This window comes from uncultured Streptococcus sp. (genome assembly GCF_963528215.1).
Lineage (GTDB): Bacteria > Bacillota > Bacilli > Lactobacillales > Streptococcaceae > Streptococcus.
This window is the reverse complement of record NZ_CAURVL010000022.1, coordinates 12,607-27,465: the sequence shown is the minus strand read 5'-3', so window position 1 is coordinate 27,465 and position 14,859 is coordinate 12,607. Positions and strand designations below refer to the sequence as shown.

Here is a 14,859-nt window from a genome sequence, read left to right as displayed (position 1 = left end):
CAGTCCGCGCATTTCCGATGTGTAAAAGTCCAGTCGGACTTGGTGCATAACGCACTCGAATCGCTTTTGTCAAAGTTCCATTCTCCTATTTGTGTTTCGGGGAATTATTCCCACTCCGATTTTCAAACGTAATCATTATACCATACTCTGAGGACAGAATACGACTTTACAGTCTATTTTTATGATAGGCGCTCTTCCAGCTGGAAGTCAATAGGAAGCCAGGCCAGTACATTTTCCATCTGCTTTTCCCAGTAATACCACTCATGCTTACCTGGACTGTGGCTGTAAGTAATATCCAAGCCCAAGTCTTGCAGGTTTTTTACTGCCTCCTGATTAGCCTCGTAGAGAAAATCCTCTTCGCCGCACCATGCCCAAAGCTTGGTCTTTTTATCAGATTGCTTGGCTATGCTCTCTAGCGAATGAGGACTGCTGCTCCAGTCTTTATAGTCTCCAAAAACTCCCCGCCAATAGGCTGGTGTTGCCATTTCAGCATTATCTGGTCGAGCATCAAGAAAACTCAAAGCGCCAGAAAGACTAGCCGCGTATGAAAAACTGTTAGACTTGAGAGCCAGCTTAAAGGCTCCGTATCCGCCCATGGAAAGACCAGCGATAAAGTTCTTCTCCCGCTTATCTGACATATTTGGGAAAAAGCGCTTGAGCACCCGAGGCAGCTCCTCAGCGATGGCTTCGTAATAGTTAAAACCATACTGAGTATCGGTGTACCAGCCGTTGCTGGTATTAGGCATGACAACAATCAAGTTGGTCGAGCGAACCAGACGCTCAATATTTGAGCGCTTGAGCCAGCTATTGTGATTCCCGTTCATACCATGAAGCAGGTACAAAACAGGAATATCCTTATCATCCGGCTTATCAACACGAGCTGCGTCTGGATAGAGGACATTGACGCCCCATTCCATCTCCAAAGCCTCAGAATAATACTCTATTTTCATCACTGCCATTCGCATTTCTCCTTCGTATCTTTCTGACAAGAAAAAGCCGAAGCCCGACTTTTCTTGTATGTGTGTTCAGATTTTTACCGCACTTCCATAACAACCGGCAAAATAGCTGGGCGACGCTTGGTTTGGTCAAAGAGATATTTGGCCAGACTGTCACGGACAGCACCCTTCAGCTCACCCCAGTCAAAGCTATCCTGCGCCAGATAATCTTCCACAGTTTTATTGATAATGTCAGAGCTTTCACGTAAAATATCTCTGCTCTTCTTGACATAGACAAATCCACGGGTATGTACTTTAGCCTTGGAAATGATTTTCTTTTCCTTACGGTTAACAGTGAGTGCCACGATGAAAATACCATCTTCAGACAAGACCTTGCGGTCGCGCAGGACAATATTGCCCACATCACCGATCGCATTACCATCAATCATGACATCTCCAGCTGACACTGCACCAGCCGGCACAAAATCACCATGGTCATATTCCATGATGCTGCCCCGCTTAGGAATAAAGATATTTTCCGGCAGCATGCCAACTTCCATGGCAGCCTTAGCATGAGCATCCAAGCCGCGGTACTCACCCTGAATAGGGAAGAGGTACTTAGGCTGCAGCAGATTAATCATGAGCTGCAAATCACGCGCATTTGCGTGACCTGAAACCCGCAGGTTTTGGGTAATCAGCTTGACAATGCCCCCCGCCTGATAAATCATATTTTCTACACGAGCCACGACCGCTTCCTTGGCAATAGAAGGCGTTGTTACAATGTAAATCAAATCGCCTTCCTTGATTTCCACATAGCGGTGACGGCCGATCGACATCTTGCGCAGACCATTGATAGGCTCACCCATCCGGCCAGTCTCCAAGATAATCAGCTCATGGTCTTCAAACTTAGACATTTCCTTAGGCTTGATCAAAAGGCGTTCGTCCACCAAGGACAGCTTCTTGAGGCGGATAGCCGTACGAACGATATTTTCAACATCAAAGCCTGTCAAAACCACTCGGCGGCCAGTCTCTGCCGCTGCATCAAAGACCTGCTGGATACGAGACAAGTTGCTGGCAACCGCCGCAACAATCACACGGCCGTCCCAGTCGGCAATCGTATCTTCGATTTCCTTGCCAACCTCGCTCTCACTAGCCACCTGAACACTACTGTCCGCATTGGCTGAATCACTGAGCAAGGCCAGAACACCCTCGCGGCCAATCTCAGCCAGACGGCCAAAGTCTGTCGCGTAGGACGGGCTGGCAGACTGGTCAAACTTGAAATCACCTGTATAAACGATACTGCCTTTTCTGGTCTTGATGACAATTCCCAAACTCTCAGGAATCGAGTGGGTCGTCCGGAAGAAGGAAACCACGGTTTTGCCAAATTCAATCTCGGTATTTTCATCAATCACATGGAAATCATTGAACTTCTTAACCGCATCGTTATTTTTAACAAACAGCTTGGCCAGCTCAATCGTCAACTCTGATCCGAAAACCGGCACCTTAGCATCTGCCAAAAGATTAGGCAGAGCACCAATCGCATCCGCGTGCCCATGCGTCAGAAAGACACCCGCAATCCGCTTCTTGTTTTCAAACAAATAGTCCATGTTGGGAACGACATAATCCACACCCAACTGCTCATTTTCTGGGTACTTCAGCCCAACATCCAATACAAAAATGGAATCATCCACTTCGGCAACGTAGAGGTTTTTACCATTTTCACGTACGCCGCCTAAAGCAATCAGTTTAATATTGCTCTTGCTCATTTTTTCTCCTATTCAATTTTCAGAACCTCACTTTTATCAAAGATTCTTTATTTTATTACTAACGGTCCTTGGCTAGCCAAGTCGAATTACAGTCTTGCAAACCTAAGGTTCGCATATCTAACCTATTATAGCATTTTTCCATGTTTTTTCAAAGTCAAGCGTGCCTTCTTCACGCCCTTGGCTACAAAAAACGACCTCTAGCTTTACTCGGCTAGAGGTCTGGTTTACTTCGCTGGTATGAGAGCAATCAGTTCATCCAAGGTGTAACTGAATAACAATTTTTTATTTATTGTTTTTATTATTTTTTATAAACTTTTAATTCCTTTAACCGCTAATGATTTTCTTTTTATCTTAGCATTGGAAATCTCTATAACATAATAAAGCACTATTGATTGAATTCTCGAAGTTTGAAAACCATCTAAAAGCTTCTACTTTCTATACTATCGTTACAATCAGGCAAGCTAAGCAGGCCTGTCTGACAATTCAACCAATATGTCAAGTAAAGCAACTACTTATGTATTACAAACAACTATACCAACAAAGTAAACTTAAAAGCGAATGAATTTGGCTTCCTTTCTTTCTATTTCCTTAACTCTATTATAGTACTCTATTTAGATTTTTGCAAGCGTTTACACATTAAAAATACAAAAATATTTTAAGTTTTTTGAAAAAGTAGTTACACAAAGAAAAAAGGCCGTGACAAACTAATGCTGTTTTGTTATTTGGTTAATAATTCAGTATATGTTGCTTTTTTAATCCAGCAAGAATGTTAAGAAACCTCTTCTCAGAAATTAGATTCTAATCGTAATATTTTTATGTTAAAATAAATAGCGGTTATATACCTCTTCCGGTATTTTATTTGGAATATTACTTATTTCATTCATTGCTTTGCATGAATTTATAATTTAGAGGACTTTAATAAGGGGAATACTATTATGAGAAAAATTTTAAAAGAGGATAAACTTTATTCTTTAGTTGAATTTAGAGATAGGCTCTACGATGATTTAGATTTATCAAGAAGCGATTTAGCTACCTTGTTATGTGCAATGTTGATTGCATCTATTGGCTTAAACATGGATTCCACTCCAGTTATCATTGGGGCAATGTTGATTTCTCCATTAATGACACCTATTATTGGAATTGGTTTTTCATTAGCAATACTAGATATGAAACTGCTCAGAAAGTCGTTTAAAATTCTTTCTATTCAAGTTTTGTTAAGCCTCTTAGCATCTACGATTTATTTTTTTATTTCTCCAATTTCTTATGCAAGTTCAGAAATTATTGCCAGAACTTCACCAACAATTTGGGATGTAGTTATAGCTTTTGTGGGTGGGGTAGCTGGAGTTATTGGAGCACGAAAAAAAGAAGCAAATAACATTGTACCTGGAGTAGCTATCGCAACAGCTCTTATGCCCCCAGTATGTACTGTCGGCTATGCTATAGCAACGGGAAACTTTGAGTTTATGTTAGGAGCATCCTACTTATTTTTCATTAACTGTAGTTTTATTATGCTTGCTACATACATAGGGACGAGCTTAACTATGGTGAAAAATCATTACATTAAACACAATCAAGAAGCCTATAAAATGCGAAAAATATTAATTCTAGTTTCGCTTATTCTTATTATTCCAAGTTTGGTTTCAGCGACTACCTTAGTGAAAGAGACCTTAATCAATGAATCTATAAATAAATACTTATCTGATCAGTTTAAAGAGAACACAATCCTAAAAAAGAACTATGATAAAGAGGATAATACTTTAAAGTTAACTATTTCAGGAAACTACCTTTCAGATGAGGAATTGAAAGAAATTCTTAGTAAACAAAACGATTATGGCTTGAAAAATATTTCAATTCAAATTTCACAATTATCCAATGAACGATTGACCGAAAAAGACATCGTCGAGTATATTATTCAATATAAAAATGACTATGAACTTCAAAAAATTGATAAGGAGAAGGAGAAGAAAGAAACTCCAACTAAAAACAAGGAATAGGAACAATTTTTCTAGCCAAATACACTAAAAAGAGAGAACAGGATTAAATGTTCTCTCTTTTTAGTTACTATAGTTAACAAAGACTTTTTATAAGGAAAATCAACTATTGGTTTTATTTATCGTCTTTTTTAACCATGTTTTTAACGCCTTCGATTGCGCCTTCAACAGCATCTTTGGCATCTACTGCAACTTCTTTAACTTTAGAAACTACTTTTTCAGCAGCTCCTTCTTTTTCTGTTTTTTTATCACCAGTTAATTTGCCCAGGCCTTCTTTAACAGAACCTTTAGCTTGGTTGAATTTTTCTTCTGTAGACATATTTGATACCTCCGTTGTTAGTTTCAATTTTTAAAGCAATGAAAGAATATAAGAATTCCTAATCTCAGTTAGAGAATTAACGAACGCGAGCTTTTTCATTTGATGCAGCGTCTTTAACAGCCTCTACACCATCGCCAACTTTTTCTTGAACAGCTGAGAAACCACCACTAATGCCAGATTTTGCTTTTTCGAATTGCTCTGAAGCAAATTCACCTGTTGATTCAGCAACATCTGTCACTCGGTCTTGAAGGCTTACTGAGTCAGCTTCGTGTTGTTCTTTCGTTTTAATATCAACAACATTGACATTTACTTCAACAACTTCCAAATCAGTCATCTTAGAAACTTCTTCTGCAACGACTTTCTTGATTTCTTTGTATAAAGCAGGAACATTCTTTTGATATTCTGCAACAACATTCAAGTCAACAGCTACTTGTTCTTTACCAACTTCAACATTGACACCATGAGTGACATTGTCAGAGTTGACCAATTTATCTTTTATGTTAGAGAAGAAGCCACCGTCAACAGCCAGCAAACCTGAAACTTTCTCTAAAGAGAGACCGATAATTTTTTGAATGACCTTATCATCGTAAGTCAATTCACCTTTTACTTCGTGAGCTGCTTGAGCAACTTCTTTTTTTGCAACATCTTTAACATCTTTATTTGACATGTTAAACTCCTTTATTCTTATTTAAATATATTTTTGTTTTGAATATAATATCCGATTCCTGCCCCTAGAGTAGCGCAAATAAAGACAAATAGAGTCTTAAAGAAGCCAAAGGATAGGATAAAACACGCTAGAATAATGCCTGCTAATCCAGACAAGATTGGATATTGATATTTTTTAAACCATTCCATTTTTTACTTCCTTACTTTACACGGCTAGTAGTTTTTTTAGCCGCTTCTTTTGGCTTGAAGTCTGAGACAGAGATTTTAAGCTTGACATTATGATTGATTCCGAAGAATTCTGTCAATCCAGACGCGATTTCTTCTTGAATCAACTGACTTCTCTTGATGATGTTTTCCGAAGGAACGATTGCCCCTTTAACGGAAACCATGCATTTGTTTTTACGGCTATTTACTGAAACTGTAGGATCTTTAATTAAACCGTGTTCTGTTAACAGACTACGAACAAACCCTTCAATGGCTGAATTTTTCAGCATCAGTTTCCCATCCGCATCAGCTAGCTGAATTTCCAAACGTCTCTTAGGATAAAAAGCTATCACTAACATCAGTAGTAAGATTAAGCTTGCTAAAACCACAGTGCCCCAGAAAACATACCTAGAAAGATAGTAGCCCACAAAAGGAATCTGCTTCCAAGTGAATAATTTCCAACCGAAAATCTGGAGCCCCAGACCGCTAACTTTATGAAAATCTAGTAAAACAGGAATCAAAATTGTCAAGATTAAAATACAGAAAATAAGGGAAAGTATTTTTCTTGATTTTGACATATTGAATCCTCACATCATTAAATTTTAAATTGTATTTTGAAAGTAAAAAGACAATTTATGCCTTTTTACCTACAAAAAATGATACAACAGCTACTACAATAACCGCACCAATGATAGAAGGAAGCAAGGCCATACCAGCCAAACTAGGACCCCAAGTTCCCAAAAGCGACTGACCAACAGCAGAACCAACTAAACCTGCAACAACGTTTGCAATAACACCCATTGAGCCGCCTTTTTTAGTGATTGATCCAGCAATAAGACCAATAAGACCTCCAACAATAATAGACCAAAGCATATTGATTCTCCTTTCTAATTTTTTCTAAATCAAAATTGTTTAATAATATTTTTTACTATTATTTTTTGATTAATATAATTATATAATTTCCCAACTTGAAAGCATAATAATTCGGCTTGGTTTTCTTTCTGTATTTATGTATTGTAGATACATAAAATTAATAATTCCTTGTTCTATAAGCTTTTATCAGTATTTTTAGATATATTTTTGAGTTGTTAAATGAGGTTAAATGCATAAAATATGGTATAATTGCCTGATAATAAAAACACTATATAAAGAAAGATAATATTTTAATGCGGGAATTACTGTCTAAAAAGAGCCACAGACAATTAGAACTATTAGAACTACTATTTAAAAACAAACGCTGGTTTCATATTTCTGAGCTAGCTGAACTATTAAATTGTACAGAACGTTCAGTAAAAGATGATTTATCCCATGTCAAGTCCTCTTTTCCTCAATTGATTTTTCACTCGTCTACTAATGGCATACGTATCATTAATACCGATGATAGTGATATTGAGATGGTCTATCACCATTTTTTTAAGTATTCAACCCATTTTTCAATTTTAGAATTCATCTTCTTTAACGAAGGATATGAAACTGAGAGTATTTGTAAAGAATTTTATATAAGCTCTTCTTCACTCTATCGTATAATCAGTCATATTAACAAAATCATAAAAAAACAATATGATTTTAAAATTAGTCTCAATCCTGCTCGGATTATTGGAAATGAGATTGATATCCGTTATTTTTTTGCACAATATTTTTCGGAAAAATATTATTTCCTTGAATGGCCCTTTACAGATTTTTCAATAGAACCTTTGTGTAAGCTGTTAGCACTGGTCTATAAAGAAACTGCATTTCCTGTCAATTTCGCAACTCAAAGAATGTTAAAATTGCTCCTGGTTACAAATTTATATCGAATAAAGTTTGGTCATTTCTTAGAAGTTGAGAAAGATTCTTTTAACAATCAATTGTTAGAATCTTTTATGCAGGCAGAAGGAATCGAAGACATTGTAGCGAGCTTTGATTCTGAATATCATATCTCTTTGAATAAAGAAGTGATAGGTCAACTATTTGTCTCCTATTTTCAAAAAATGTTCTTCATTGATGAAAATCTATTTATGAGCTGCGCAAAAACAGACAGCTATGTAAAAAATTCGTATCAATTATTAAGTGATTTAATTGATCAGATAGAAAGCAAATATAATCTAAAAATAGACAATAATGACAATCTTATTTGGCATTTGCATAATACAGCACATCTGCACCGTCAGGAACTATCTACAGAGTTTATCCTATTTGATCAAAAAGGCAATACAATCAAGAACTTTCAAAATATTTTCCCTCAATTTGTTTCAGATATTAAAAAAGGGATTGAACATTATCTAGAGACTTTGGATATCCATAGCACACCAATGAAAGTCAACCATCTATCATATACTTTTATCACTCACAGCAAACATTTAGTGCTGAATCTTTTACAAAATCAGCCTAAATTAAAAGTATTAGTGATGAGTAATTTTGATCAGTATCATGCAAAATCAGTAGCAGAGACACTTTCTTATTATTGCAGCAACAATTTTGAACTTGAAGTTTGGAATAAATTAGAACTATCAATCGATTCTTTAAAAGAATCACCTTACGATATCATCATTTCTAATTTTATTATTCCACCCATTGAGAACAAGAGACTGATCTATTCCAATAATATTAATACGGTCGCACTCATCTCCTTACTTAACGCAATGATGTTTATTCGCTTAGATGAGTGATTTAGACTATTTTTATAACAAAAAAACCGCAATTTAGCGGTTTTTATTGGCTCTTTGTCAACTGTAGTGGGTTAACGAAAAGTCATACCCTGGAGAGGACTGGATAGGTTCTCTCCTTTTTGATATTCAAAGCGACGAGAATTCTAGTTTTAAAATTGTCAAAGTTCCGAAATCCGAAAGCGTTGCGCTTAATGACCTTGATAAGGTTGTTAGTTGCTTCTAGTTTAGCATTTGAGTAGGGCAGTTCAAGTGCGTTGATAATTTTATCTTTCTCCTTAAAAAATGTTTTAAAAACAGTCTGAAAGATAGGATTTATACAAGTAATTCTTTCTTCAATGAGTCCAAAGAAATGGTCAGCCCGTTTCTCTTGAAAATGCAAAAGTAAGAGTTGATAAAGCTCATAATGTTCTCGGAGTTCTTGAGAGTACGAGAGAATCTTTTCAAGAATGTCTTTATTAGTCAAGTGCATGCGAAAAATTGGGCGATAAAATCGTTTATGACTTAGTTTCCGACTATCTTGTTGGATGAGTTTCCAGTAGCGTTTGAGTGCCTTATATTCGTGCGATTTTTTATCCAACTGATTCATGATTTGGATGCGAAGGCGGTTCATAGCCCAGCTGAGATGTTGTACAATGTGAAAGCGGTCGAGGACGATTTTAGCAGAAGGAAATAGTTTTCTGGCAATATCGTAGTAGGGGCTAAACATGTCCATAGTAATGACTTTGACTTGGTTTCGGACTTGTCTGGAATAGCGCAGAAAGTGATTGCGAATGGTTGCTTGCGTTCGTCCGTCGAGGATTGTGACGATCTTGAGCGAGTCAAAATCCTGCGCAATGAAGCTCATCTTTCCTTTCTTAAAGTTGTATTCATCCCAGCTCATGTGTTCTGGAAGGTAGTTGAGGTTCGTTTTAAACTCGAATTCTTTCAACTTACGAATGACGGTGGAAGTAGATACAGATAAACTTTCAGCGATAGCAGTCATAGGGACTTTCTCAATCAATTTTTGGGCTATTTTCTGCTTGACGATGGTTGCAATTTGGTGGTTCTTCTTGACTAAGGAAGTCTCAGCGATAGCCGTTTTCCTACAGACTTTACAACGGAAGCGCCGTTTTCTCAATCGAATGAGAGTCTTGTAGCCTGCACAGTCTAGATAGAGGATTTTAGATTCTTTCTGGAAGTCATATTTAGCCATCTGGCCTTGGCAGTGAGGGCATTTAGGTGCTGGATAATCTAGCTTAGCCATGATTTCTTTATGCGTTCCAGCATCTAGAACATCCAAGATTATGATGTTCTTGTCTTTAATTCCTAGTAAGTTTGTGATAAAATTGAACTGTTCCATAAGAGTCTTTCTAATGATGGTTTGGTCGCTTTTCATTATAGGTCTTATGGGACTTTTTTTCTACAACAAAATAGACTCCATTATTCCTATAGTGGTTTTACCCACTACAGAAATTATAGAGCCTTTTTATTCATCTATGAGGGCAATTTGAAGCAAAAGGACATAGTCCTATTTAATAGAGAACTAGAGCCTTTTGATCATTAATTGTCTAACTTTGTGGGAGCAGTACATTATTTAGTACGTATTCTTTCTCTTGTTTTTACAAAACTCTGAGCAAGCCTATTCAAACAAGCCATAGTAATCTGCAATAGTCATCTTGGCTTTCTCATCTTTGTTTAAGTCCTGAATAATTTGCCCGTCTTTCATAACGATTAGTCGGTTGCCGTATTTGAGGGCATCCTCCATGTGATGGGTAATCATAAGAGCTGTAAGGCGGTCACGATTGACAAATTCATTGGTCAGCTCCATCAAGGCTACACTGGTCTTGGGATCCAGCGCCGCAGTATGCTCATCCAGAAGCAAAAGCTCTGGACGCTTGAGCGTTGCCATGAGCAAACTCAAGGCCTGTCTTTGCCCACCAGAAAGAAATTCAATCGGTGTATCCAGATGCTTGTCCAGACCATTGCCGATTTTCTCAATCGTCGCCTGAAACTCTTCCCTGTAACTGTTGAGTCCGCGGGGCACCAAGCCACGCTTTTCGCCTCGGAATTTGGCGATAAGAAGATTTTCCGCTACTGTCATACGAGGAGCTGTTCCCATCTTAGGATCCTGAAAGACACGGGACAGGTACTTGGCCCGCTTTTCTGGTGAAAAATGAGTGACATTTTCACCCAAGATATGAATGCTGCCGCTGGTTAAAGGGAGAGTGCCGGCAATGACATTGAACAGGGTTGACTTTCCTGCACCGTTTCCACCTAAAATCGTAATAAAATCATGCTCGTGAATGTCTAAAGAAACATCATTTAGGATGATTTTTTCTTCATCAAAGCCGCTCTTTACAAGCTTGGTTGCATTTCTTAATTCTACAATCGCTGTCATTTGCTTAACTTGGCTCCTTTAAAGAATTTATTTTTCAGGGTTGGAATCATGAGACAGAAGGCCAGAATCACCGCGCTGTAAAGACGGAGATAGTTGGTATTAAACCCGAGAGCAATGACGCCCCAGATCAAGAACTGATAGGCAATCGCACCAACTACAATGGTAATCAGACGCTCTGCCAAGGTCAGACTCTGGAAGAGCACCTCGCCGATGATAAGGCTGGCCAGACCGACAACGATTACTCCAATCCCGCGGGAAACATCTGCATAGCCTTCCTGCTGGGCAATCAGCGCCCCAGCCAGAGCAATCAAGCCATTTGACAGAATCAGTCCCATCAACTCCATACGGCCAGTATTGATACCAAAACTGCGAGCCATATCCGGATTATCTCCGGTCGCGATATAGGCCTGCCCGAGCTTAGTATCCAAGAAAAAGAGTAGGGCTGCAATCACTAGGCTGACAAAAATTAAACCAGTCAAGAGGGCATTGACTTCCCCTGAAAAGGGCAGAACATCCTGAATCTTACTGCTGCCTAAAAGCCCCAGATTGGCACGGCCCATCAGCATCAGCATGATAGAGTGGCAGGAGGTCATGACCAAAATCCCAGAAAGCAGCGTCGGAATTTTTCCCTTGGTATAGAGCAGACCTGTCACTGCACCCGCTGCACAGCCCGCCAAAACGGCTGCTGCTGTTGCTAGAAAAGGATTGACTCCTTTGGTAATCAAGGTAACTGCCACCGCCCCGCCTAAGGGGAAGGAGCCTTCTGTCGTCATATCAGGAAAGCCCAGAATCCGGAAGGTCATAAAAATACCTAGACCTAGGACGGCCCAAACCAATCCCTGAGAAATAATGGAAAGTATCATAACATTGTCCTAACTAATTAAAATCGTTTCTCTATTTTAACATAAAAAAGGAGCCAATTTCAATGCCGATGCGCAGACAAAGAAATTGACTTCCTAACTATTCCTCAACAACCGTCATCCGACCAGTATCTACATCATAAACCGCTCCAGATATTTCTACATCAGCTGGAATCAGCGGTGACTGCCGCAGCAAGACCATATCCTCGCGCACACTTTCCTCTACATCTGTAAAGGGCAAAAAGTCCTGATCACTGACATCCACACCTAGTTCTTTATGAAGATAGACCGTAAACTCCTCATTCTTGAATGTCTGTGCCCCGCAGTCTGTATGATGCAAAACTACGATTTCCCGCGTTCCTAGCTGCTGCTGCGAAATAACCAGCGAGCGAATCATGTCCTCTGTTACCCGACCGCCGGCATTGCGCAAGATATGGGCGTCTCCTAGTGCCAGTCCTAGAGCCTGAGCCACGTGGAGCCTAGAGTCCATGCAGGTTACAATGGCTACCTTGGTCTTGGGCTTGATCGGCAGATGTGCCGTTCCATGCAGATCAACATAAGCTTGATTGGCCTTCATAAAATTTTCAAAATATGACATTTTAACTCCTGACTAATTATATTGTTTGACATCCAAACGAATTAACCTTATCATACCAGGTTTTGGCTTTAGAACTTCCCTAACTTCAAAAAAGAGAGAACCTATATGAACTGCTCTCTGTGCTAGCTGTTATCACCCACTACTGTTGACAAATACCCATTAGTTATAACTTCTTAAAGTAGCGAGCAACGGGCCATTGTTCAAAACCAAAGTTCTCATAGGTTTTACGGGCCGGTGCATGACCTAGATCACCACCCGTCTCAACCATGACCATTTTCATTCCTTTTTGTTTAATCTGATCACAAGCATAGGTCATGAGCGCTTTTCCGATACCTTGACGCTGATATCTTGGAGCAACAGCTAGGATATAAATCTCACCCATCTTATCCTCAGGGTGCAAGCGAATGTGAATCCAACCAGCTAATTCTTCCTCCAGAAAAGCTAACCAGACAAACTGACTCTCTTCATCTAAGACCGCTGTTAGGTCATTGATTTGCCTTGTTTCCCACCCTTGAGGATAAAAATTGTCATAAACAAACTTAGGAACTCCTGTTTCCATTTTTGGAAAAACTGGAGACCAGGCCTGAATTGATAATTCTAAAACAGCCTCTTTATCCGATTTCTGATAAGGTTTTATAGTAATTGTCACTTTATTCCCCTAACCTTTCTTTAATCCGCCAAAAATGCCACGAACAAGTTCGTGTCCGATGATGCGAACAGCTACATTATAAAGACAGCATTGACTTTTCAAAGCTTGATTGGCCTTCATAAAGTTTTCAAAATATGACATTCTTTCCCCTTACTGGTACTTTGATATTCAAATAATTTTATATTATCTTACCATCTTTTCTGCTATTTGTCAGCTGTCGGCTTTGTTATAAAAAACTAGGACAGATAAATCCAGCATCTAGCCTGATCTTCTGTCCTAGTTTTATTTCTTATGAGCTTTTTGGAATAAACTTGCTGAGTGAGCCTGCAAAGGTTTGAAGATTGAGACTTTGCACATAGACTTCACCAGTACCTTGGAAGGTGTTGACCACTCCTTCACCCGTTCCGATAGACTGCCAGAAGCCATTTTCTAGATGGATATTATAATTCAAAGACTGGCTCCAAGCTACTACATGGGCATTGTCAATTGTCACTTCTTGGTTATGAAGCTCAATTTTTTTAATAGATCCAAAAGCATTGGCCAACAGAGTCCCCTGGCCTTGGGTTGTCATGACGAAGAGACCGCCTTGGCCGCCGAATAGTGCTTTCCCAACAGACTGGCGCTCCATGGTATAGTAAGCCGTACCATCAAGGGCAAGAAAGGCACCGTCATTGAGCCGGTATTGTTTTTCGCCTAGCTGAAGAGGAATAACCTGACCAGGAGAATCTGGCGCTAAAGCAAGGTAACCATTATCAGACTGGGCAACAGCCTGAGTAATAAAGGTACTTTCACCAGAAACCATTGACCGCCCTACAGCCTTGACAAAACGTCCCAAACCAGAACCGCTGGCATTTAGCTGAGTATTCAGAGTCACATTAGGCGTGTGGTAGACCATGCTGCCACGCTGGATAAAGACGGTTTCACCTTGATTGAGCGACAACTCAACCAAAGGAAACTGCATATTACTATCCATAGAAAATCGCATAATAAATACCTCCTTCTTATTATGACTTGATTATAACATTTTCATATATTTTGGACAAAGGAAAACTGAAGCATCAAAAAAATAAGAGACCCTCCAGTCTCTTCTGAAATTTTTCAAGAATTGTCAATATGTAGATGTGGGCGAAGAACATTAGCAAAGGTTTCAATATTGAGACTTTGGATGTAAATTTCCCCAGTTCCATAGAAGGTATTAACCACTCCTTCACCAGTCCCCATGGACTGCCAGAAACCATTTTCTAAATGAATATCATATTCCAACTCTCGACTCCATGCTACTACGTGAGCATTGTCAATCGTTATCCTATCATTATGCAGCTCGACCTTTTGAATCGAGCCAAAGGAATTTACCAAGAGTGTCCCCTGACCTTGGGTACTCATCACATAAAAGCCTCCTTGACCACCAAAGAGAGCTCGACCTACCGACTGCGTCTCCAAGGTATAAGAGGCAGAGCCATCCATAGCCAGAAAAGCCCCATCATTCAGGCGGTACTGCTTTTCTCCTAACTCCAGAGCAACAATCTGACCAGGTACATTAGGTGCTAAGGCTAGACGACCGTTATTTGATTGGGCAGTTGCTTCAGTGATGAACACTCCTTCGCCAGAAGCCATAGAACGGCCTACAGCTTGGATTGCCTTGCCAAAGATTGATTGAGATTCTGCATTCACTTTGGCATTCAGGACAACGTTGGGAGTGTGGTATATCATGCTCCCAGTCTGAATACGAACAGACTCTGATACATCTAAGGCAATCTCCGCCAAGGGAAATTGAGCATTATTGGTAATAGAAACATTCATACGATGATCTACCATAGTTAATGAACCTCCTAAAAAGTCCGGAAAA

The 14,859-nt window shown here is 39.3% G+C and carries 18 protein-coding genes; 2 read left to right on the top strand and 16 right to left on the bottom strand.

The features are described from left to right. From RWS24_RS10815 to RWS24_RS08400, 3 genes are all read right to left on the bottom strand, one after another. A partial coding sequence (locus RWS24_RS10815; protein ID WP_399553772.1) for a glutamate--tRNA ligase family protein occupies positions 1-73 on the bottom strand: 73 nt, incomplete at its 3' end. A 106-nt stretch (positions 74-179) separates the two neighbouring features. After that, on the bottom strand, positions 180-959 hold the full coding sequence (locus RWS24_RS08405) for an alpha/beta hydrolase family protein (protein ID WP_314366695.1): 780 nt from the start codon (positions 957-959) through the stop codon (positions 180-182). Between the two features lie 74 nt (positions 960-1,033). After that, entirely contained in the window at positions 1,034-2,701 is a 1,668-nt protein-coding gene (locus RWS24_RS08400) for a ribonuclease J (protein WP_125377854.1), read from the bottom strand. A gap of 935 nt (positions 2,702-3,636) precedes the next feature. Between RWS24_RS08400 and RWS24_RS08395 the strand changes: the two genes are divergently transcribed. Beyond that, positions 3,637-4,695: a TIGR00341 family protein gene (locus tag RWS24_RS08395; protein ID WP_314366693.1), complete on the top strand. Its 1,059-nt coding sequence runs from the start codon at positions 3,637-3,639 to the stop codon at positions 4,693-4,695. Positions 4,696-4,807: 112 nt separating this feature from the next. On the opposite strand, the gene RWS24_RS08390 is transcribed toward RWS24_RS08395, so the two are convergent. From RWS24_RS08390 to RWS24_RS08370, 5 genes are all read right to left on the bottom strand, one after another. Beyond that, positions 4,808-5,011, bottom strand: a complete 204-nt coding sequence (locus tag RWS24_RS08390) for a CsbD family protein (RefSeq protein ID WP_002899152.1) — start codon at positions 5,009-5,011, stop codon at positions 4,808-4,810. Between the two features lie 76 nt (positions 5,012-5,087). After that, positions 5,088-5,678 carry an Asp23/Gls24 family envelope stress response protein gene (locus RWS24_RS08385; RefSeq protein WP_002902153.1) on the bottom strand — a complete coding sequence of 197 codons (591 nt, stop codon included), beginning with the start codon at positions 5,676-5,678 and terminating at the stop codon, positions 5,088-5,090. Between the two features lie 17 nt (positions 5,679-5,695). Beyond that, on the bottom strand, positions 5,696-5,866 hold the full coding sequence (locus RWS24_RS08380; RefSeq protein WP_314366691.1) for a DUF2273 domain-containing protein: 171 nt from the start codon (positions 5,864-5,866) through the stop codon (positions 5,696-5,698). A gap of 11 nt (positions 5,867-5,877) precedes the next feature. Then, positions 5,878-6,459 (bottom strand): alkaline shock response membrane anchor protein AmaP, encoded by a 582-nt coding sequence (gene amaP / locus RWS24_RS08375; RefSeq protein WP_314366690.1) that lies wholly within the window; start codon positions 6,457-6,459, stop codon positions 5,878-5,880. Between the two features lie 55 nt (positions 6,460-6,514). Beyond that, positions 6,515-6,754, bottom strand: a complete 240-nt coding sequence (locus tag RWS24_RS08370) for a GlsB/YeaQ/YmgE family stress response membrane protein (protein WP_002893931.1) — start codon at positions 6,752-6,754, stop codon at positions 6,515-6,517. Positions 6,755-7,047: 293 nt separating this feature from the next. Here RWS24_RS08370 and RWS24_RS08365 point away from each other — a divergent pair, with 293 nt between their 5' ends. Beyond that, positions 7,048-8,529, top strand: coding sequence for a M protein trans-acting positive regulator PRD domain-containing protein (locus tag RWS24_RS08365; RefSeq protein ID WP_314366688.1), 1,482 nt, complete (start codon positions 7,048-7,050; stop codon positions 8,527-8,529). A gap of 82 nt (positions 8,530-8,611) precedes the next feature. On the opposite strand, the gene RWS24_RS08360 is transcribed toward RWS24_RS08365, so the two are convergent. The 8 genes from RWS24_RS08360 to RWS24_RS08325 form a co-directional block, all read right to left on the bottom strand. Continuing rightward, positions 8,612-9,868 carry an ISL3 family transposase gene (locus RWS24_RS08360; RefSeq protein ID WP_314366687.1) on the bottom strand — a complete coding sequence of 419 codons (1,257 nt, stop codon included), beginning with the start codon at positions 9,866-9,868 and terminating at the stop codon, positions 8,612-8,614. Positions 9,869-10,147: 279 nt separating this feature from the next. Next, on the bottom strand, positions 10,148-10,906 hold the full coding sequence (locus tag RWS24_RS08355) for an ABC transporter ATP-binding protein (protein WP_002905458.1): 759 nt from the start codon (positions 10,904-10,906) through the stop codon (positions 10,148-10,150). Beyond that, positions 10,903-11,769, bottom strand: a complete 867-nt coding sequence (locus tag RWS24_RS08350) for an ABC transporter permease (RefSeq protein ID WP_314366686.1) — start codon at positions 11,767-11,769, stop codon at positions 10,903-10,905. The genes RWS24_RS08355 and RWS24_RS08350 overlap by 4 nt, the downstream gene beginning before the upstream one ends. Before the next feature lie 97 nt (positions 11,770-11,866). Further along, positions 11,867-12,364, bottom strand: a complete 498-nt coding sequence (locus tag RWS24_RS08345; RefSeq protein ID WP_314366685.1) for a carbonic anhydrase — start codon at positions 12,362-12,364, stop codon at positions 11,867-11,869. A gap of 163 nt (positions 12,365-12,527) precedes the next feature. After that, a complete protein-coding gene (locus tag RWS24_RS08340; protein WP_314366683.1) occupies positions 12,528-13,013 on the bottom strand; it encodes a GNAT family N-acetyltransferase in 486 nt (161 codons plus the stop codon). A 9-nt stretch (positions 13,014-13,022) separates the two neighbouring features. After that, complete coding sequence (locus tag RWS24_RS08335; RefSeq protein ID WP_314366682.1) at positions 13,023-13,154, bottom strand: hypothetical protein; 132 nt, start codon at positions 13,152-13,154, stop codon at positions 13,023-13,025. A 148-nt stretch (positions 13,155-13,302) separates the two neighbouring features. Beyond that, positions 13,303-13,998 (bottom strand): TIGR00266 family protein, encoded by a 696-nt coding sequence (locus RWS24_RS08330; RefSeq protein WP_314366681.1) that lies wholly within the window; start codon positions 13,996-13,998, stop codon positions 13,303-13,305. Between the two features lie 113 nt (positions 13,999-14,111). Next, a complete protein-coding gene (locus RWS24_RS08325; RefSeq protein ID WP_314366679.1) occupies positions 14,112-14,828 on the bottom strand; it encodes a TIGR00266 family protein in 717 nt (238 codons plus the stop codon). Positions 14,829-14,859 lie beyond the last annotated feature (31 nt).